Genomic DNA, 19,095 nt, shown 5'->3' on the forward strand with positions numbered 1-19,095 from the left:
CCACTTCCAAGGAGCGAACCATGAGCACCCAAGAACTGCAAAGCACCGAACACCTGCTGGACGTGACCGAGCGCCTCACGCGCTGCTGGGACCAGCGCGACATCGAAGGCACGCTGAACTACTACACCGAGGACGTGCAGTACAGCGAGCCCGGCGCCGGCGTGCGCATCGATGGCCGCGACCGGCTGCGCAACTACCTGAACAGCTACTTCAAGGCGTGGGACTCGCGCTGGACCATCTACGAGCACCATCGCCTGGAAGGCCAGAACGGCCTGGTCGTGTTCTGGGACATGGAAGTCTGGCGCCCGGGCTCGACCGACCGCGTCATGACCAAGGGCATGGACCTGGTGATGGTGCGCGGCGACCAGATCTCGCGCGACACGGTGTACTTCGACCGCATGCAGCTGAAGTCGCTGCTGGCCGCGGCCTGAGCGGCGACCTGCAGCGCACCGCCGCGCGTCGCGCTGCAGGTCGGTGCAGGATCGCGCGCCCCGCGCTCGTCGGATACGACGATACCGGCCGCCCTCGCGCGCCCTATGGTTCGGGCACGACAACATGCCGGCCCCGCACCGACCGGCCAGCCACTGACGGAGACAACCCCATGCGCACTTCGAGACGCCTTCATTCCTTCATCGGCGGCGTGGCCCTGGCGGCCTGCGGCTTGGCCGCCGCCCAGATTCAGGGCGTGACCAAGGACGAGATCCTGGTCGGCACCCTGCAGGACCTGTCGGGCCCGCTGGCCGGCTACGGCAAGGACCTGCGCAACGGCATCCAGATGCGCATCGCCGAAGCCAACGACAAGGGTGGCGTGCAGGGCCGCAAGCTGCGCCTGCTGGTCGAGGACTCGGGCTACGACCCGAAGCGTGCCGTGCTGGCGACGCAGAAGCTGGTGAACCAGGACCGCATCTTCGTCATGGCCGGCTCGCTGGGCACCGGCGTCAACAACGCCGCGCTGCCGGTGCTGGCGTCGAAGAACGTCATGAACTTCTTCCCGGCCGCGCTGTCGCGTGACATGTACGAGCCGGTGAGCAAGCTCAAGTTCGCCTTCCTCTCGTCCTACTATGACCAGATCGCGCCGGCGGCGGCGCGGCTCTACCGCGAGAAGAAGGCGGCCAGGCCCTGCATCATCTACCAGGACGACGAATACGGCCTGGAGATCCTGCGCGGCACCGAGGCCGGGCTCAAGACCGTGGGCGCCGAGTTGGCCGAGAAGACCAGCTTCAAGCGCGGTGCCACCGACTTCTCGTCGCAGGTGGCACGCATGAAGGCCGCGGGCTGCGACTTCGTGGTCACCGGCACGCTGATCCGCGAGACCGTGGGCACGCTCAACGAGGCGCGGCGCATCGACTTCAACCCCACCTTCCTGGGCGCCTTCGGCACCTACACCGACCTCATCCACAAGCTGGGCGGCAAGCCGATGGACGGCTTCTATTCCACGATGACCGTGCAGCATCCGTACGAAGACAGCGTGTCGGACGCGCTCAAGCCCTGGCTCACGGCCTACCGCGGTCGCTTCAACGAGGCACCCAGCGCCTATTCGATCTACGGCTACGTGATCGCCGACCGCCTGGTGCAGGCCCTGGACAAGGCCGGCGCCCAGCCCGACACCGACAGCCTGGCGCGCGCCGTGGAGGCGCTGAAGACGCCGGCCGACATGTTCGGCGTGCCCGAGCTGTCCTTCGCGCCCGACCGCCACCTGGGCTCCAACAAGGCCCGGCTGTCGCAGATCCAGGACGGCCGCTGGAAGGTGGTGCTGGACTACGACCAGATGGCGCGCTGAGCTGCCGGCCCGCTTCGCCCTGCATCGACACGGAGACACGGCCATGCCGCTTCCTTCCATCCTGGACCGCTCTGTGCGCACGATGGCGCTGTTGGGCGCCGGCCTGCTCGCCGCGCTCGCCCAGGCCCAGACGCCGCCCCAGGGCGTGACGCCCAACGAGGTGCTGCTGGGCACCATCGCCGACCTCTCCGGCCCGGTGGCGCCCTATGGCCGCGACGTGCGCAACGGCCTGCAGATGGCCATCGCCGAGATCAACGCGCGCGGCGGCATCCACGGCCGCCAGCTGCGCCTGCTGGTCGAGGACCACGGCTACGACCCCAAGCGCTCGGTGCTCGCGGCGCAGAAGCTGGTGAACCAGGACAAGGTCTTCGCCATCGTCGGCAGCTTCGGCACGCCGCATTCGCTGGCGGCCATGCAGGTGATGTTCCCGAAGGGCGTGTTCAGTCTGTTTCCGATGGCGCTGGCGCGCGAGACCTACGAGCCGCTGAACCCGCTCAAGTTCGCCATGCTGCCGGCCTCCTTCGACCAGATCGCGCCGGTGGTGCCGGGGCTGTACCGCGAACGCAAGGCCACGCGGGCCTGCGTGCTCTACCAGGACGACGACTTCGGCCACGAGGTGCTCAGCGGCACCGAGGCGGGCCTCAAGACCGTGGGCGCCACGCTCGTCGAGCGGGCCAGCTACAAGCGCGGCGCCACCGATTTCTCCTCGCAGGTGGCGCGTCTGAAGGCGGCCAACTGCGACTTCGTGGTGCTGGGCACCATCATCCGCGAGACGGTGGGCGTGATCGCCGAGGCGCGCAAGCTGGGCTTCTCGCCGACCTTCCTCATCTCGTCCACCGGCTATTCGGAGCTCATTCCGCGCCTGGGCGGCAAGGACATGGATGGCCTCTATGCGGTGCACACGGCGGCCTTTCCGTATCTGGACGATGCCTCTGCGCCCGTGGCCGACTGGGCCCGGCGCTACCAGGCGCAGTTCCAGTCGGCGCCCACCATCTTCAGCGTGTACGGCTACACCAAGATCAACCTGATCGCCAGGGCGCTCGAACGCGCCGGGCCGCAGCTCACGACCGAGGGCTTCACGCGTGCGATGGAGGGCGTGGACGTGCCCGGTGACATCTTCGGCAACCCGCCGATGCGCTTCTCGGCCGCGCAGCACCTGGGCTCCAGCCGCTCGCGACTGTCGCAGCTGCAGAACGGCCGCTGGAAGGTGGTGCTCGACTATGACCAGTTCCGCTAAGGCCATGCAGCCGGTGCACGTCGTCGGCGTGGGCATGCTGCCCTTCGCCAAGCCCGGCGCCAGCGAGGCCTACGACGTCATGGGGGCGCGCGCCGCGCGGGCCGCGCTGGACGACGCCGGTGTCGACTACCAGTCGGTGCAGCAGGTCATGGCCGGCTATGTCTACGGCGACTCCTGCTGCGGCCAGGCGGTGTCGTACCGGCTGGGGCTCACCGGCGTGCCGGTCTTCAACGTCAACAACAACTGCGCGACCGGCTCCACGGCCCTGTTCCTGGCCCGGCAGGCGGTGGCCAGCGGCGCCGCCGACTGCGTGCTGGCGGTGGGCTTCGAGCAGATGGGCCGCGGCGCCATCGCCGCGCAGTGGTCCGACCGGCCCGACCCGTCGCAGCGGCTGCTGGACACGCTGGACCAGGTGCAGGGCCGCGACCCGCAGGCGCCCATCGCGGCGCAGCTCTTCGGCGGCGCGGGGCGCATGCACATGCAGCTCTATGGGACCCGTGCCGACACCTTCGGTCGCATCGCGGTCAAGGCCCGCGCGCATGCGGCGCACAACCCGCTGGCGCTGTTCCGTACGCCGCTCACGCTGGACGAGGTCATGGCATCGCCCATGGTCTTCGATCCGCTCACCCGTCTGCAATGCTGTCCGCCCACCTGCGGCGCCGCGGCGGCGGTGCTGTGCTCGGCCGCCTTCGCGCGTCGCCATGGCCTCGACATGCGGGTGCGCATCGCGGGCCAGGGCATGGCGACAGACGGCAACAGCAGCTTCGACGAGCAGGACCTGCGCAAGCTGGTGGGCTACGACATGGCCCGTCGCGCCGCGCGCGCGGCCTACGAGGAGGCCGGCGTTGGGCCCGAGGACATTCCGGTGGTGGAGCTGCACGACTGCTTCACCGCCAACGAGCTCATCAGCTACGAGGCCCTGGGCCTGTGCCGCGAGGGGGAGGCCGAGGGCTTCGTGCTCGATGGGCAGAACACGCACGGCGGGCGGGTGGTGACCAATCCCTCGGGCGGCCTGCTTTCCAAGGGCCATCCGCTGGGCGCCACTGGGCTCGCACAGTGCGCCGAGCTGACCTGGCAGCTTCGCGGCGAGGCCGGCGGCCGGCAGGTGCCGGGTGCCCGCCATGCGCTGCAGCACAACCTGGGCCTGGGCGGCGCCTGCGTGGTCACGGTGTACGAACTCGGTTGAACCCTGTGCGCACCGGCGCGCATCGCCGGTAGCATTCCAGTCCCATGAGACTGCTAATCGCCGATGTCGGCGCGCCAGCGCCCGCCGCACCGCTGCCGGTGCCGCTGGCCGGTAAGCTGCGTCCGCCGCTGGACACCGCCTTCGAGCTGCCGCGCACCGAGGTGTGCGAACGCATCTTCAACGCCGGCGCTGCGCGCCTCGTGCTGCTGCGCGCGCCGGCCGGCTTCGGCAAGACCACCGTCATGCTGCAGGTGCGTCGCCGCTTCGAGGAGACCGGCCTGCCCCACGCCTGGCTGACGCTGGACCGGGCCGACAACGACGTGGGCCGGCTGCTGGCCGTGCTGATCGCGGCGCTGGAGCCGCTCATCCCCGCCCTGCGCCGCCTTCAGCCCGCCGGCCCGGCCGGCGCCGACGAACTGGCCTTCGCGCTCATCGATGCGGTGGCCGCGCATCCCGCGCCCTTCGCACTCTTCCTCGACGACCTGGAGGAGCTGCAGGGCGCCGTCGGCCTGGGCCTGCTGCAGGAGCTGATCGCGCAGTTGCCGCGCGGCGCGCAGCTGATCGCCGGTTCGCGCGGCGCGCCCGAGCTGGGCCTGGGCCGGCTGCGGGCCCGCGGCCGTCTGCTGGAGATCGAGCCCGAGCAGCTGCGCTTCTCGGAGGCCGAGGTCGACGGCTACCTGCGCGAGCGCCGCGGCCTGGCCCTGCAGCCGGAGGACATCCGCCGCCTGCATCGCAGCACCGAGGGCTGGGTGGCGGCGCTGTGGCTGGCCTCGGTCACGCTGGAAGACCGCGACGAGCCTGGCCGCTTCATCGCCGGCTTCTCGGGCTCCAATGCCGCGGTCATGGACTACCTGATGGAGGATGTGCTGGCCCGCCAGAGCGAGACCGTGCGCGCCTTCCTGCTCAACACCAGCATCCTGGCGCGCCTCGATGCCTCGCTCTGCGATGCCGTGTGCGCGGCGGTGGGCGAGCAGCACGACAGCGCCGAACTGCTGCGAGCCATCGACCAGGCGCACCTGTTCCTCATTCCCCTGCAGGCCGACCGCAGCGAGTTCCGCTACCACGGCATGTTCGCGGAGTTCCTGCGGGCGCAGCTGCGGCGCCAGCATCCGGGGCGCATCGCCGTGCTGCATCGGGCCGCGGCCGACTGGTTCCTGGCCAGCGCAAGGCCGGTGCCGGCCATCGAGCATGGCCTGGCCGCGGGCGACCTGGGCTTTGCGTTGCCGCTGCTGCGCGCGCATGCGCAGCCGCTGCTGGATCAGGGCCGGGTGCGGATGCTCTCGCGCTGGCTCGATCCGCTGCACAAGGCCGGTCAGCTGCGTGACCAGCCGCTGCTGCAGGTGGTGCATGCCTGGGCCGTGTGCCTGGCCGACGGCCCGCGCGCCGCCGGTCCGCTGGCCGATGCGCTGGGGCCGGACGTGCACGACGATCCGCACAGCCGTGCCATCCTGCTCGCCCTGCAGCCGCTGCTGATGGTGCTCACCGACCGCACTGACGAGGCCATGGACAGCGTGGCGCCGCTGCTCAAGGCGCTGCCGTCCAGCGCCAGCTTCGCGCGCAGCTTTCTCGAAGTGGTGCTGGCCAACCTGTCGATGATCGCCGGCCGCTATCCCGAGGCGCTGCGTCTGGCCGATGCCGCGCGCAGCCGCCAGCCGGCGCATGCCAGCAGCTTCAACTTCGCCATCTCCGAAGCGGCCGAAGGCGCTGTCGATCTGACGCAGGGGCGCCTGCACAAGGCCCTGGCGCGCCTGCGTCTGGCCGTGAGTGCGGGCGCCGCCGATTCCACCCGCGCCACCAACGGCAATGCCATGGCCGGCGTGTTGCTGGCCGAGGCGCTGTACGAGGCCGACCAGTGTGAGCAGGCCGAGCGCCTGCTGGCGGTCTACATCCCCCTGATCCGCCGGGTCGGCATTCCGGACCAGCTCATCGGTGCGCACATCGTCATGGCCCGCATCGCGCGCGGGCAGGGCGACGCCGATCGCGCGCAGCGCCTGCTGACCGAGCTGGAGCACATCGGCCATCGCGAGGGCCTGCCGCGTGTGGTGGCCTGTGCGCGCCTGGAGCGGGCCCGCTCGCTGGTGGTGGAAGGTCGCCTGGCCCAGGCCCATGCGGAGCTGGAACGGTGTAATGACAAGGCGCTGTGGCGGCGCGTGAGCCGGCTGTCCCTGCGCGCCAACGAGGTGGAGACCCACGACGTGGGCCTGGCGCGCTGGGCCATTGCCAGCGGCCATGCGGATGAGGTGGCCGAGCTGCTGCGCCGCCAGCTGGACACGGTCGAGCGCGCCCACCGCGAGCGACGCGCGCTCACGCTGCGGCTGCTGCTGGCCCAGGCCCTGTACCGGCTGGAGCAGCGCAACAAGGCCATGCGCGTGCTGGCCAAGGCGGTGCGCCAGGCTACCGCGGAAGGCTATGTGCGCGCCTTCCTCGACGAGGACGCCTACCTGATGACACTGATGCGCGACCTGCGGGCCGTGCCCGACTTGCTGCTCGATGGCGCGGGGGAGGGCAGTGCCGACGCGCCGCTGGCCTTCATCGACCGCCTGCTGCGGGAGCCGCCCGCCGCGGCATTCGACAGACGGCCCGCCGAGGCGCCAGGGCTGCGCAGCGCCGCTGCGGCCAGCGAGCTGCTCACGCGCAAGGAGATCCAGGTCATGCGCCTGGCGGCCGAAGGCCTGTCGAACGACGACATCGCCGAGCGCCTGTTCGTGGCCGAGACCACGGTGCGCACGCACCTGCGCAACATCAACGTCAAGCTCGATGCGCGCAACCGCATGGAAGCCATCGCGCTCACGCGCAAGGCGGGTCTGATTCCCTGAGCAGGTGCGCTCGGCCCCGGCCAGGCCGCAATCTCGTCGCAAGCGACGATACCGCAGCGGCTCGCGCTTTCGACACTGCGACGCATGACGCAGACGAGCGAGCTCTACCGCCCCGACCACGAACTCTTCCGCGACACCGTACGCCGCTTCATGGCCGAGCGGGTCGGCCCGCAGCTGGACCGGTGGGCCGAGCGCGGCTGCTTCGACCGCAGCATCTTCCGCGAGGCCGGCGAGCTGGGCCTGCTGTGCCCCACCGTGCCCGAGGCGCTGGGCGGCCCGGGGGCGGACCTGCTGTATTCGGCCGTGCTGCTGGAGGAAGCTGCGCCGTACAGCAACTTCGGCCTGTCGCTGACGATGCACTCCGAGATCGTCACCAACTACCTGCTGCACTTCGCCAGCCCGGCGCTGCAGGCGCAGTGGCTGCCGCGCATGGTCACGGGCGAAGCCATCGGCGCCTTGGCCATGACCGAGCCCGACGGCGGCTCCGACGTCAAGGCCATCCGCACGCATGCGGTGCTGGAGGACGGGCACTGGCGGCTCAACGGCGCCAAGACCTTCATCTCCAACGCCACTACCTGCGACCTGGTCATCGTTGTGGCCCGCACCGAGCCCGATGCGGGGGCCCGCGGCATCAGCCTGCTGGTGGTGGACACCACGCTGCCCGGCGTGCGCAAGGGCCAGCCGCTCAAGAAGATCGGCCTCAAGTCCCAGGACACGGGCGAACTCTTCTTCGAGGATGTGCGCGTGCCTGCCGACCAGTTGCTGGGCGAACGCGGCCAGGGCTTCGTCTACCTGATGAAGGAGTTGCCCTGGGAGCGGCTGCAGATCGCCGTCTCCGCCGTGGCCGCCGCCGAGGATGCCTACCGCCAGACCCTGGCCTATGTGCGCGACCGCCGCGCCTTTGGCCAGGCGGTGGCCGACTTCCAGCACACGCGCTTCCTGTTGGCCGAACTGAAGACCGAGATCCGCATCGGCCGCACCTTCGTCGAGCGCTGCCTGGCGGACCTGATGGCCGGCCGCCTCGATGCGCAGGCCGCCTCGATGGCCAAGTACTGGTGCAGCGACCTGCAGGGGCGCGTGGTCGATGCCTGTGTGCAGTTGCACGGCGGCTACGGCTTCATGGCCGAGGTGCCCATCGGCCGCGCCTATGTCGATGCGCGCGCCCAGCGCATCTACGGCGGCACCAACGAAATCATGAAGGAACTGATCGCCCGCGATCTTTGAAGGACAGCGCATGAGCGAATCCGAAACCAAGGCCTCTTTCGCCCGCGACGGCATCGCCGTGCGCCACGATGGCCCGCTGGCGGTGGTCGAGCTCGACCTGCCGCAACCCAAGAACAGCTTCCGCGCTGGCAACGCGCAGGCCCTGTCGGCGGCGCTCGACGGCGCGCTGGCCGACGGCGCCCGCGCCGTGCTGCTGCGCGGCGCCGGCGCGGTCTTCTGCGCGGGCTGGGACGTGGCCTCGATCCGGCCGGGCGACTCGGACCCGATGGCCGTGATCGCCGAGGTGGTGGGTCCGCTGCTGCGCCAGTTGCGCGAACTGCCCGTGCCCACCGTGGCCGAGGTGGCCGGCCCCGCGCTGGGCTTCGGCTTCGGCCTGGCGCTGTGCTGCGACATCGTGCTGGCCGCGGAAGACGCGCTGCTGGGCAGCCCCTTCCGCAATCTGGGCATGGTGCCCGACAGCGGCACCCACCACCACTTGCTGAGCCGACTGGGCCTGGGCCTGGCAAGCGAGCTGATCTACACCGGCCGGCTGCTCAAGGGCGGCGAGGCCGCGGCCCTGCGCCTGGTCAACCGCGCGCTGCCGGCGGCCGAGCTGCCCGCCGAGGCACGGCGGCTGGCCCAGGACATCGCGCAGGGCCCCACCCGCGCCTTCGCCCTCAGCAAACAGTTGCTGCTGCAGGGCGGCGACTTCGACGCCATGGTGGCGCACGAGGGCCGGCAACTGCAGCAGGTCTTCGCCACCGCCGACCTGCGCGAAGGCATCGCTGCCTTCCAGCAGCGACGCAAACCGCAGTTCCAGGGCCGATGACCGGCCGCTCCTTTTTTTCTCCGCTCCCTTCGAACCCATGACCGACGCCTTCATCCTCGACGCCGTGCGCACGCCGCGCGGCAAGGGCCGCGCCAGCGGACGCCTGCACGAAGTGCCGCCCGCCCGGCTGGCGGCCGTGACCCTGGACGCGCTGCGCACGCGCAACGGCTTCGCGCCCGAGCAGATCAACGACGTGATCCTCGGCTGCGGTGAGCCCTCGCTGGAGCAGGCCTCCAACATCGCCAAGGCCGCCACGCTGGCCACGCCGGGCTTCCGCGAGGTGCCCGGCGTCCAGCTCAACCGCTTCTGCGGCTCGGGCCTGGAGGCCTGCAGCTTCGCCTCGGCCATGGTCATGGCCGGCCAGGCAGACCTGATGATCGGCGGCGGCGTGGAGAGCATGTCGCGCGTGCCCATGTTCGCCGGCGGCGGTGCCTGGGTGACCGATCCGCAGATCACGCTGCCCAATCGCCTCGTGCCGCAGGGCATCTCGGCCGACCTGATCGCCACGCTGCACGGCTACAGCCGCCGCGACGTGGACGCCTACGCCGCCGAGAGCCAGCGCCGTGCCGCGGCGGCCTGGGCCGAAGGCCGCTTCGCCCGCTCGGTGGTGCCGGTCAAGGACATGCACGGCAACCTGCTGCTGGACCGCGACGAGCATGTGCGCGGCGACACCACGGTCGAGTCGCTGGCGCAGCTGGAGCCCTCCTTCACGCAGCTGGGCGAGAAGATGGGCTTCGACGCTGTCGCCATCCAGCGCTATCCGCAGGTGGGCGCCATCTCGCATGTGCACCATGCGGGCAATTCCTCGGGCATCGTGGACGGCGCCTCCGCGGTGCTGATCGGCAGCCGCGCCATGGCCGACCGGCTGGGCCTCAGGCCGCGCGCCCGCGTGCGCAGCTTCGGTGCCGTGGGCAGCGAGCCCACCATCATGCTCACCGCACCGGCCGCCGCAGCCGAGGCCGCGCTGCGCCGCGCCGGCATGACGGCCAGCGACATCGACCTCTTCGAATGCAACGAGGCCTTCGCGGCCGTGGTGCTGCGCTTCATGGAAGCGCTGGGCGTGCCGCACGACAAGGTCAACGTCAACGGCGGTGCGATCGCCATGGGCCATCCGCTGGGTGCCACCGGCGGCATGCTGCTGGGCACGGTGCTGGACGAACTGGAGCGCCGCGACCTGGCCACCGGCCTCGTCACGCTGTGCGTGGGCGGCGGCATGGGCTCGGTGATGGTGATCGAGCGGGTGTGAGGAGCAAGGAGCACATGGACATGATCGACTACCAGGTGGACGCGGACGGCATTGCCACCCTGCGCTGGAACGTGGCCGACCGGCCGATGAACGTGATGAACGCCGAGAGCACGGCGGCCTTCGACGCCGCGGTGCGGCGCGTGCTGGAAGACCCCGCCGTGAAGGGTGCCATCGTGACCTCGGCGCGGCCGGAGTTCGTGGCCGGGGGCGACCTGGACCTGATCCGCGGCATCGCCGACGCGCAGCAATCCTTCGCCGCATCGGGTCCGGTGAGTGCCACGCTGCGCCGGCTGGAGACCGGTGGCAAACCCTTCGTCGCCGCCATCAACGGCACGGCGCTGGGCGGCGGGCTGGAGCTGTGCCTGGCCTGCCATCGCCGCATCGCGGCCGACAACCCGCAGGCGCAGTTCGGACTCCCCGAAGTGACGCTGGGCCTGCTGCCCGCGGCCGGCGGCACGCAGCGGCTGCCGCGCATGATCGGCATCAAGAACGCGCTGCCCTACCTGCTGGAAGGCCGCAAGGTCGGGCCCGCTGCGGCGTTGGCGGCCGGTATCGTCGACGAGGTGGTGCCCGCCGACCAGCTGCTGGCCAGGGCCCGCGAGTGGCTGCTCGCCGAAGGCGCGAAGGCCACGGTCAAGCCCTGGGACGCCAAGGGCTTCAAGTTCCCGGGCGGTTCGCCGCAGACGCCGGGGCCCACGCAGCTCTTCTTCGGCGTGGGCGGCGGCCTGCTGCAGAAGACGCAGGGCCTGGTGCCGGCGCCCGAGGCCATCCTGGCCTGCGTGTACGACGGCTGCCAGGTGGACATCGACACGGGCCTGCGGATCGAGCAGCGGCAGTTCGCGCGCCTGGCCACCTCGCAGGCCACCAAGAACATGATCCGCACGCTGTTCTATGCCATGGGTGAGGCCAACCGACTGGCCGACCGGCCGCGCGGCGTTCCGGTGCGCAGCTACTCGCGCATCGCGGTGCTGGGCGCCGGCATGATGGGCGCGGGCCTGGCCTATGTGTCGGCGCAGGCCGGGCTGGAGGTGGTGCTGCTGGACACCAGCATCGAGGCTGCCGAGAAGGGCAAGGCCTATGGCGCGAAGGTCATGGACGCGCAGGTGGCCAAGGGCCGGCTCGCCGCGGAAAAGCGCGACGCAACCCTGGCCCGCGTGCGCTGCACCACCGACTATGCGCAGCTCGCCGGCTGCCAGCTGGTGATCGAGGCCGTGTTCGAGGACCGCGCCGTCAAGGCCGAGGTCACGCGCCGCGCCGAGGCGGCCATGGATGCGGATGCGATCTTCGCCACCAACACGTCGACGCTGCCCATCACGGGGCTGGCCGAGGTGTCGTCGCGGCCGGCGCAGTTCGTCGGGCTGCACTTCTTCTCGCCGGTGGAGAAGATGCCGCTGCTGGAGGTGATCCGCGGCGCGCGGACGAGTGAGGAGACCATCGCCCATGCGCTGGACTTCGCCAAGCGCATCCGCAAGACGCCCATCGTGGTCAACGACTGCCCCTCCTTCTATGCCAACCGCGCCTTCGCCATGTTCCCCTACGAGGCCATGACGATGCTGGGCGAGGGCGTGGACCCGGTGCTGATCGAGAACGCCGGCCGGCAGGCGGGCATGCCGATGCCGCCGCTGGCGCTGATCGACGAGGTGTCGGCCGAGCTGCTGCACAAGGCCATGAAGCAGCTGCGCGCCGACCAGGGCGCGGCCTACCGCGAGCAGCCGCAGGACCATGTGCTGACCACCATGGTCGAGCGCCTGGGCCGGCTGGGCCGCAAGGTGGGGCAGGGCTTCTACGACTATCCGGCCGAGGGGGCCAGGCAGCTGTGGTCCGGTCTCGCGGAGGTCTTTCCGCGTGCGGCCGAGCAGCCGACGGTGGACGAGGTGCGCGAGCGGCTGATGTATTCGCAGTCGCTGGAGGCCGCGCGCTGCGTGGCCGAGGGCATCGTCAGTCCGCGCGATGCCGACGTGGGCTCGCTGCTGGGATGGGGCTTCCCGGCCGTGCTGGGCGGGGCGCTGGGTCAGATCGACACGGTGGGGTCGGCCGCCTTCGTCGAAGCCTGCGACCGGCTGGCTCGCCGGCATGGCGAGCGCTTCGAGGTGCCGCCCGCGCTGCGCGAGCTGGCCGCAAGCGGCGGGCGCTACCACCCGGCCTGAGGGCAGGCGCGAGCGCATGGACTACTCCGGCCGCTTCCGCCCGGTGCGCCCGCTGCGGCCGGAGGACGACTTCAACCATCCGGTGGAGGCGCATCCCTTCTTCAACGAAAGCCGCTACCTGCATCTGGTCGATGGCGCGCAGGGCCTGGGCGGCTGGTTCCGCGTGGGCCAGCGGGCCAACCAGGGCTTCGGCGAGATGACCGTGTGCCTCTACCTGCCGGACGGGCGCGTGGGCTTTCACCACGCGCGGCCGCAGGGCGTGGACCCGCTGCGTGCCGAAGCGGCGGGCCTGCACTTCGAGGTGATCGAACCCTTCGCGCAGCGGCGGCTCACCTACCGCGGGCCGCTGCACGTGCTGCCGCACGGCGCGCTGATGGAAGACCCACGTGCGGCCTTCCAGGCGCATCCCGTGGTGGACTGCGAGGTCGATCTGTTGCTCGACGCCGTGGCGCCCCCGCATGGCGGCGAACTGCTGGACGACGCGGGCCGGCCCTACGACGAGGGCGAGGGCCGCTACTTCGCCCGCGCCCACATCGACCAGTCGCTGCGCGGCCAGGGCCGCATCACCGTGGGTGGTGAATCGTGGACGCTGCAGGGCCATGGCCTCATCGACCATTCCTGGGGGCCGCGCATCTGGCAGGCCATTCCCTGGTACCGCTGGTTCCCGTGTACCTTCGGCGCGGACTTCGCCTTCTGCCTGATGGTGGTGCGCCAGGCCAACGGACGCCTGCTCAAGACCGGCTACCTGCACGACGGCGGGCCCGCGCTGCTGCATGTGGAGGAGATCGCGCTGGAAAGCCGCTACGGCGCCGATGGCTACCCGGCCGGCTTCCACCTGCGCTTCGTCGACGAGCGCGGCCGGAAGCACCAGGTCGAGGGCGAGACGGTGAACGCCTTGCCCTGCCGCCATGTGCGCCGGCTGGCCGACGGCCGCAGCGACCGCACCCGCATCATGGAAAGCCTCACGCGCTACCGCTGCGGCGGCCGCGAGGGTTGGGGCCTGGCCGAGTACATGGACCATGTCGATGCGCAGGGCCACTTCGAAGGCATGGCCGCGGGATGGTGAGCACCGCCGCCGACGACACGCTGGCGCCCGCGCTGCTGCGCCATCTGCGCGCGCACGATCCGGCCATCGACGCCGTGGAGGCGCTGCGGCCCGTGACCACCGGCGCCAGCCAGGAGATCTGGACCTTCGAGGCCTGCCGGGCCGGCACGCGCGAGCCCCGCGTGCTGCGCCGGGCGCGGTTGTGGAGCTGCGAGAGCCAGGCCATGAGTGCCGGCATGCCGGCCGAAGCCGCGCTGCTGCGCCTGGCCGGCCGCCATGGCGTGCCGGTGCCTGAAGTGTTCAGCGAGTTGGCGGACGACGAAGGTCTGGGCTCGGGCTACGTGATGGCCCATGTGGCGGGCGAAACCGCCGGGCCGCGCGTCGTGCGCGAGCCTGCGCTGGTGGCCGCCCATGGCCAGCTGCTGCGGGACTGCGCCGCGGCGCTCGCCCGGCTGCATGCCATTCCCGCCAACGCACTGCCGCCGCTGCGGGAAGGACAGGCGGCCGACGAGTTGCGCCACTGGGCGCAGGCCCATGCGGCCAACGGCACGGCGCGGCCCGTCTTCAGTCTGGCGCTGCGCTGGCTCGAAGCCCACCGGCCGCCCGCGGTGGCACCGGTGCTGGTGCATGGCGACCTGCGCAACGGCAATCTGGTCGTGGGGCCCGAGGGCCTGCGCGCCGTGCTCGACTGGGAATTGGCCCATCGCGGCGACCCCATGGAAGACCTGGGCTGGTTCTGCGTGAACGCCTGGCGCTTCGGCGGCACCGGCCGGCCCGCTGGCGGCTTCGGCACGCGCGAGCAACTGTTCGCCGCCTACGAGGCGGCCGGCGGCGCGCGGGTGGACCCGCAGCGCGTGCGCTTCTGGGAAGTGCTGGGCAACCTCAAGTGGGGCGTCACCTGCGACGCCATGGGCCTGGCCTGGCGCAGCGGGCAGGACCGCCGCATCGAACGCCTGGCCATCGGCCGCCGCGCCACCGAGGTCGAGGCCGATCTTCTTCAACTCATCGCGCCCCGCGGCGCGGCGTCATCATGAACCTGCCTGCCCAGCCCGAGGAGATCCTGGCCGCGGCGCAGTCCGCCATCGAGGCGGCGGTGCGCCGGGAGGAGGGCGCGGGCCGATCCGACTTCGACCTGCGCGTGGCCGCGCGGCTGCTGGGCGTGCTCCAGCGCGAGCAGCGGCAGGGCGAGGCCGCGGAAGCGGAAGAGCGCGCGGGCCTCCTGCGACTGCTGTGCGCACATGGCATGGCCGATGACGACTTGGCGGGCGGGGCGTCGGTGGACGAGCTGCGGCAGCGCCTGTGCGACGGCATGGCCGATGACCGGCTGGCGGTCGACGACCCGTCGCTGCTCGTCCATCTGTGGCGAACCACCCTGGCCCGACTGGCCATCGACAACCCGGCCTACCGGTGGTGAAGCGGTTGACCGCGCCGTGCTTTTGATAAACCGACGCGTCGGGTTATAAACAAGGGAGTCGTGCGATTCGCAGCCCGACGCCGCAGCGTGCCGCGCGGCGCGTCGCCGCCCCCTGTTCCCACGCCGAATCCCATTCAGGAGCCCTTCCGTGAACGTGCTGATCGTCCATGCCCATCCCGAGCCGCGCTCCTTCAACCGTGCATTGCTGGACACGGCCGTGCGCACGCTGGGCGAGCAGGGCCATCAGGTGGTGGTGTCCGACCTGTATGCCATGGGCTTCAACCCGGTGGCGGGCCCCGATGACTTCAGCGAGCGCCGCTTTCCCGATGCCCTGCAGTACGACCGCGAGCAGAAGCAGGCGTCGCAGCGCGGAAGCTTCGTGCCCGACATCCAGCAGGAGATCGACAAGCTGCTCGCCTGCGACCTGCTGATCCTGCAGTTCCCGCTGTGGTGGTTCTCGGTGCCCGCCATCCTCAAGGGCTGGATCGACCGGGTCTTCGTCAACGGGCTGGTCTATGGCGCGGGCGGCAAGCGCTTCGACCAAGGTGGGCTGCGCGGCCGGCGGGCCATGCTGTCCTTCACCACCGGCTGCTTCCCGGCCATGATGGACAGCGACGGCCTGCTGGGCGAGCGCGACGTGATCCTGTGGCATCTGCAGCATGGCGTCTTCGGCTACAGCGGCCTGCAGGTGCTGCCGCCCTTCGTGGGCTGGGCCATCCAGTACAGCGACGAGGCACAGCGAGCGGCCTATCTCGATGCCTATGCGCAGCGGCTGCGCGGCATCGAGGGCGACAGTCCCATGCCCGCACATCCACTCTCGGACTTCGGTCCCGACTGGCGGCTCAGGCCCGAGGTCGCATCGCGCACGGCCGGCCACCGCCGCGCCGCCGCCGCGCCCACGACGAGGCCGGACCTGTGAGCGCCACTGTCCTCGTTCCCGATCTGGCCGACCGACTGCAGCTGCGCGCCGCCGGACCCGGCCGCTGGCGCAACCTTCATGGCGACGCCAACCAGAACGGCCGCGCCTATGGCGGCCAGCTGCTCGGCCAGGCCATGCGCGCCCTGCTGCTGGACATGCCGGCCGGCCGCGCGCCCACGATGATGCAGTTCCTCTTCCTGCAGGGTGCCATGCCCGAGCAGCCCATCGTCTTCGAGGTGACGCGGCTGCAGGAAGGCAAGCGCTTCAGCGCCCGCCATGTGCGCGGCACGCAGGGCGAACGCACAGTGCTCGATGCCCACGCGACCTGCGCCGCCGCCATGGAAGGGCCCTCGCACCGGCTGGGCAGTGCCGCGCCGCCTGGCGAGCAGCCGGCGATCCTGCCCACGCTCGACGACATCCCCGCTGCCACGCGCGAGGCCCTGGCCCGCATGGGCGGCTACGGCCGAGGCTGCGATGCCGCGATCGATTTCCGCATTCCAGAGATGGAGCGCCAGCTCGATCCGCGGCGCGCCGGCCCGCAACTGCGCTACTGGCTCAAGGCGCCGCAGCCGCTGGGCGACGATCCGGCGGTGCAGATCGCCGCCTTCGCCTATCTGTCGGACTGGTGGCTCAACGCCTGCATGCTGTTGCCGCACCTGGGGGAGGCGGGCGAGCGGGCCATGTACATCTCAAGCCTCAACCATGCGCTGTGGCTGCACGCCCCGCTGCGGGCCGACGACTGGCTGCATGTGCAGACCGCCTGCGTGCATTCGGCCGGCGGCCGGGGCCTGGCGGTGGCGCAGTACCACGATGCCGACGGCCGGCATGTGGCCAGCGCCACGCAGGACTGCCTGATGGCCTTCGCGGGGCGTTGAGCCGGCCTTTCAGACCTGCTCGTCGGGCAGTTGCACCCGCAGGCCCTCCAGCTCGGCCTGCATGCGGATCTGGCAGCACAGCCGGCTGGTCTCGCGCAGATCGGGCACACCCTCCAGCATGAAGGTCTCGGTCTCGGTGCGCGCGGGCAGCAGGGGCAGGAAGGCCGGGTCCACGTAGCCATGGCAGGTGGCGCAGCTGCAGGCCCCGCCGCAGTCGCCCAGGATGCCCGGCACGCCGTGGTCCACGGCCACCTGCATCAGGCTGCGGCCCACCGGCGCCTCGACGGCATGTTCGGCACCTTGGGGGTCGATGAATACAACGGTGGGCATGGGTCTTCGTCCTTCGTGAAAGTCGCTGAAACGGAGTTTGACATAGTCCGTCTCGTCGGACTATTATTCCATCAACGCAGTCGCCGGACAACACACACATCCACATCGAACGGAGGACCCCTGGCATGGACCCTTGCGCCCACGTGATCCCCATTGCTCCCGTCGCCTCTGCCGCCGCTGCGGCAGCGCCGCGCTGGGACCAGCTCGTGCACGACGGCCGCGTGCACGGCTCGCTCTACACCGATCCGGCCGTCTACGAGGCCGAGCTGGAGAAGATCTGGTTCCGCACCTGGGTCTACGTCGGCCACGAGAGCGAGATCCCCAACGCCAACGACTACGTCATGAAGTCCATCGGCCCCGAACCCGTGCTCATGACGCGCGACCGCACGGGCCGGATCCACCTGCTGCACAACCGCTGCCCGCACCGGGGCAACCGCGTGTGCATGACGGAGCAGGGCAACGCGCGCTCCTTTACCTGCCCCTATCACGGCTGGACCTTCGCCAACGACGGCGCACTCAAAGGCTGGCCCTTTCCCTCGGGCTACGAGGGTGTGGACCGCAAGGACCATGGCCTGGGCAAGGTGGCCCGCGTCGCCAGCTACCGCGGCTTCGTCTTCGGCTCCATGGCGGCCGAAGGCCCCAGCCTCGAAGAGCATCTGGGTGCGGCCATGAAGTCCATCGACGCGCTGTGCGAGACCTCGCCCGAGGGCGAGGTGCAGGTGACCGCCGGCTTCCTCAAGCACAAGGTCAAGGCCAACTGGAAGTTCCTGGTCGAGAACGAGACCGACGGCTATCACCCCTCCTTCGTGCATGCCTCGATCTTCGAAGTGGCGCAAAGCGGCATCGGCTCGCTCTACAGCGCCGAGTCGACCGCGGTCTCGCGCGACTTCGGCAACGGCCACACCGAGAACGATCTGCGGCCCGAGTTCCGCAAGCGCGACGAGCCCATGTCCTGGTTCGGCACCACGGCCGACCGGCTGCCCGACTACACCGCGCGCATGAACGCGGCCTATGGCGAGCAGAAGGCGCGCCGCATCATGATCGACGGCACGCCCCACATCATGATCTTCCCGAACCTGTTCATCGCGGAGATCCAGATCTTCGTGCTGCAGCCGCTGTCGGTGAACGAGACCGTGCAGCACGTGACCGCACTGCAGTTCAAGGGCGCACCCGACCTCAACCGCCGCATGCGCCAGCAGACCATGGGCTCGGTGGGGCCCGCGGGATTCCTGCTGGCCGACGATGCCGAGATGTACGAGCGCACGCAGATGGGCGTGCAGATGCGCAATCCCGAATGGCTGTTCCTCGGCCGCGGCATGCACCGCGAGCGCCGCGACGAGGACGGCTTCCTGATCGGCGACAACACCGACGAGGTGCCCAGCCGCGGCATCTGGCGCCATTACCGGCAGATGATGGAGGCCGCGTGATGCCGATGAGCCCCGAAGCGCGCGCCGCGCTGGAAGACGTCACGCAGTTCATCTACCGCGAGGCCCGTCTGCAGGACGAGCACCGCTACGACGACTGGGAAGCGCTGTGGACCGACGACGGCGTGTACTGGGTGCCCGCCAACGGCGACGGCGGTGACCCGGAGCAGGTCATGTCGATCATCTACGACAACCGCTCGCGCATCGCACTGCGCATTCGCCAGTACCACACCGGCAAGCGCTTCAGCCAGACGCCGCAGTCGCGCCTGCGCCGGCTGGTGTCGAACATCGAGGTGGAGCAGGACGATGGCCAGGAGCTGTCGGTGGGCTGCAACATGCTCATCTTCGAGAACCAGACCCGCGGCGACGTGCTCTGGGCCGCGCGCACCGAGTACCGGCTGCGCCGCGTGGACGGCACGCTGCGCATGGTGCGCAAGAAGGTGAATCTGGTGAACAACCAGGACGCCCTCTATTCCATGGCCTTTCTCGTCTGACATGAACCCACCCCGTTTGGACTTCCTCACTGCGTGTGGAAGTCCCATCCCCCTCAAGGGGCGCACCCGGCGGCCGGGCAAAGCCCGTTCCGCGGGTGCACTGATATGGCCTGCTCCGCGGCCATTCGATGGATAACTGACACGCCATCC

At 70.6% G+C, this 19,095-nt stretch carries 17 protein-coding genes; 16 read left to right on the plus strand and 1 reads right to left on the minus strand.

The genetic code is table 11. From position 1 onward, the window contains the following. Positions 1 to 20 precede the first annotated feature (20 nt). The 14 genes from NS331_RS05625 (at position 21) to NS331_RS05690 (ending at position 16,697) form a co-directional block, all read left to right on the plus strand. Complete coding sequence (locus tag NS331_RS05625) at positions 21 to 431, plus strand: nuclear transport factor 2 family protein (protein WP_058641027.1); 411 nt, start codon at positions 21 to 23, stop codon at positions 429 to 431. 170 nt (positions 432 to 601) lie between these two features. Next, positions 602 to 1,780, plus strand: a complete 1,179-nt coding sequence (locus NS331_RS05630; protein ID WP_058641028.1) for an ABC transporter substrate-binding protein — start codon at positions 602 to 604, stop codon at positions 1,778 to 1,780. 43 nt (positions 1,781 to 1,823) lie between these two features. Further along, positions 1,824 to 3,017 carry an ABC transporter substrate-binding protein gene (locus NS331_RS05635; protein ID WP_193758047.1) on the plus strand — a complete coding sequence of 398 codons (1,194 nt, stop codon included), beginning with the start codon at positions 1,824 to 1,826 and terminating at the stop codon, positions 3,015 to 3,017. Continuing rightward, positions 3,001 to 4,203: a lipid-transfer protein gene (locus NS331_RS05640; RefSeq protein WP_206597321.1), complete on the plus strand. Its 1,203-nt coding sequence runs from the start codon at positions 3,001 to 3,003 to the stop codon at positions 4,201 to 4,203. Before NS331_RS05635 ends, NS331_RS05640 begins: the two co-directional genes overlap by 17 nt. A gap of 44 nt (positions 4,204 to 4,247) precedes the next feature. Beyond that, on the plus strand, positions 4,248 to 7,019 hold the full coding sequence (locus NS331_RS05645; RefSeq protein WP_058641030.1) for a winged helix-turn-helix domain-containing protein: 2,772 nt from the start codon (positions 4,248 to 4,250) through the stop codon (positions 7,017 to 7,019). An 84-nt stretch (positions 7,020 to 7,103) separates the two neighbouring features. Further along, positions 7,104 to 8,243: an acyl-CoA dehydrogenase family protein gene (locus tag NS331_RS05650; protein ID WP_058641031.1), complete on the plus strand. Its 1,140-nt coding sequence runs from the start codon at positions 7,104 to 7,106 to the stop codon at positions 8,241 to 8,243. Positions 8,244 to 8,253: 10 nt separating this feature from the next. Continuing rightward, complete coding sequence (locus tag NS331_RS05655) at positions 8,254 to 9,051, plus strand: enoyl-CoA hydratase/isomerase family protein (protein ID WP_082702277.1); 798 nt, start codon at positions 8,254 to 8,256, stop codon at positions 9,049 to 9,051. A gap of 37 nt (positions 9,052 to 9,088) precedes the next feature. Then, positions 9,089 to 10,297: an acetyl-CoA C-acetyltransferase gene (locus NS331_RS05660; RefSeq protein WP_058641032.1), complete on the plus strand. Its 1,209-nt coding sequence runs from the start codon at positions 9,089 to 9,091 to the stop codon at positions 10,295 to 10,297. Positions 10,298 to 10,317: 20 nt separating this feature from the next. After that, entirely contained in the window at positions 10,318 to 12,444 is a 2,127-nt protein-coding gene (locus tag NS331_RS05665) for a 3-hydroxyacyl-CoA dehydrogenase NAD-binding domain-containing protein (RefSeq protein WP_058641088.1), read from the plus strand. Positions 12,445 to 12,460: 16 nt separating this feature from the next. Then, positions 12,461 to 13,510, plus strand: coding sequence for a DUF7064 domain-containing protein (locus NS331_RS05670; RefSeq protein ID WP_058641033.1), 1,050 nt, complete (start codon positions 12,461 to 12,463; stop codon positions 13,508 to 13,510). Beyond that, entirely contained in the window at positions 13,507 to 14,523 is a 1,017-nt protein-coding gene (locus tag NS331_RS05675) for a phosphotransferase family protein (protein ID WP_242873663.1), read from the plus strand. The genes NS331_RS05670 and NS331_RS05675 overlap by 4 nt, the downstream gene beginning before the upstream one ends. Further along, a complete protein-coding gene (locus NS331_RS05680) occupies positions 14,520 to 14,903 on the plus strand; it encodes a DUF6285 domain-containing protein (RefSeq protein WP_058641034.1) in 384 nt (127 codons plus the stop codon). The genes NS331_RS05675 and NS331_RS05680 overlap by 4 nt, the downstream gene beginning before the upstream one ends. Positions 14,904 to 15,051: 148 nt before the next feature. Further along, positions 15,052 to 15,822, plus strand: a complete 771-nt coding sequence (locus NS331_RS05685) for an NAD(P)H-dependent oxidoreductase (protein WP_082702279.1) — start codon at positions 15,052 to 15,054, stop codon at positions 15,820 to 15,822. Further along, entirely contained in the window at positions 15,819 to 16,697 is an 879-nt protein-coding gene (locus NS331_RS05690; protein WP_058641035.1) for an acyl-CoA thioesterase, read from the plus strand. The genes NS331_RS05685 and NS331_RS05690 overlap by 4 nt, the downstream gene beginning before the upstream one ends. A gap of 9 nt (positions 16,698 to 16,706) precedes the next feature. Here NS331_RS05690 and NS331_RS05695 read toward each other — a convergent pair whose 3' ends face one another. Next, on the minus strand, positions 16,707 to 17,027 hold the full coding sequence (locus NS331_RS05695; protein ID WP_058641036.1) for a 2Fe-2S iron-sulfur cluster-binding protein: 321 nt from the start codon (positions 17,025 to 17,027) through the stop codon (positions 16,707 to 16,709). 125 nt (positions 17,028 to 17,152) lie between these two features. On the opposite strand from NS331_RS05695, the gene NS331_RS05700 reads away from it, so the two are divergent. After that, positions 17,153 to 18,454 carry an aromatic ring-hydroxylating oxygenase subunit alpha gene (locus NS331_RS05700; protein WP_082702280.1) on the plus strand — a complete coding sequence of 434 codons (1,302 nt, stop codon included), beginning with the start codon at positions 17,153 to 17,155 and terminating at the stop codon, positions 18,452 to 18,454. After that, positions 18,454 to 18,945: an aromatic-ring-hydroxylating dioxygenase subunit beta gene (locus tag NS331_RS05705; RefSeq protein ID WP_058641037.1), complete on the plus strand. Its 492-nt coding sequence runs from the start codon at positions 18,454 to 18,456 to the stop codon at positions 18,943 to 18,945. The genes NS331_RS05700 and NS331_RS05705 overlap by 1 nt, the downstream gene beginning before the upstream one ends. The last annotated feature ends 150 nt before the right edge of the window (positions 18,946 to 19,095 follow it).

Source organism: Pseudacidovorax intermedius (assembly GCF_001476815.1).
GTDB classification, from domain to species: Bacteria; Pseudomonadota; Gammaproteobacteria; order Burkholderiales; family Burkholderiaceae_C; genus Xenophilus; species Xenophilus intermedius_A.

What these genes read in the sequence shown, in the direction of transcription:
- NS331_RS05635 (WP_193758047.1), top strand. Translation starts at nt 1,824, where the DNA reads ATGCCGCTTCCTTCCATCCTGGACCGCTCTGTGCGCACGATGGCGCTG.
- NS331_RS05680 (WP_058641034.1), top strand. Translation starts at nt 14,520, where the DNA reads ATGAACCTGCCTGCCCAGCCCGAGGAGATCCTGGCCGCGGCGCAGTCC.
- NS331_RS05630 (WP_058641028.1), top strand. Translation starts at nt 602, where the DNA reads ATGCGCACTTCGAGACGCCTTCATTCCTTCATCGGCGGCGTGGCCCTG.
- NS331_RS05705 (WP_058641037.1), top strand. Translation starts at nt 18,454, where the DNA reads ATGCCGATGAGCCCCGAAGCGCGCGCCGCGCTGGAAGACGTCACGCAG.
- NS331_RS05665 (WP_058641088.1), top strand. Translation starts at nt 10,318, where the DNA reads ATGATCGACTACCAGGTGGACGCGGACGGCATTGCCACCCTGCGCTGG.
- NS331_RS05645 (WP_058641030.1), top strand. Translation starts at nt 4,248, where the DNA reads ATGAGACTGCTAATCGCCGATGTCGGCGCGCCAGCGCCCGCCGCACCG.
- NS331_RS05655 (WP_082702277.1), top strand. Translation starts at nt 8,254, where the DNA reads ATGAGCGAATCCGAAACCAAGGCCTCTTTCGCCCGCGACGGCATCGCC.
- NS331_RS05640 (WP_206597321.1), top strand. Translation starts at nt 3,001, where the DNA reads ATGACCAGTTCCGCTAAGGCCATGCAGCCGGTGCACGTCGTCGGCGTG.
- NS331_RS05625 (WP_058641027.1), top strand. Translation starts at nt 21, where the DNA reads ATGAGCACCCAAGAACTGCAAAGCACCGAACACCTGCTGGACGTGACC.
- NS331_RS05660 (WP_058641032.1), top strand. Translation starts at nt 9,089, where the DNA reads ATGACCGACGCCTTCATCCTCGACGCCGTGCGCACGCCGCGCGGCAAG.
- NS331_RS05670 (WP_058641033.1), top strand. Translation starts at nt 12,461, where the DNA reads ATGGACTACTCCGGCCGCTTCCGCCCGGTGCGCCCGCTGCGGCCGGAG.
- NS331_RS05650 (WP_058641031.1), top strand. Translation starts at nt 7,104, where the DNA reads ATGACGCAGACGAGCGAGCTCTACCGCCCCGACCACGAACTCTTCCGC.
- NS331_RS05700 (WP_082702280.1), top strand. Translation starts at nt 17,153, where the DNA reads ATGGACCCTTGCGCCCACGTGATCCCCATTGCTCCCGTCGCCTCTGCC.
- NS331_RS05695 (WP_058641036.1), bottom strand. Translation starts at nt 17,027, where the DNA reads ATGCCCACCGTTGTATTCATCGACCCCCAAGGTGCCGAACATGCCGTC.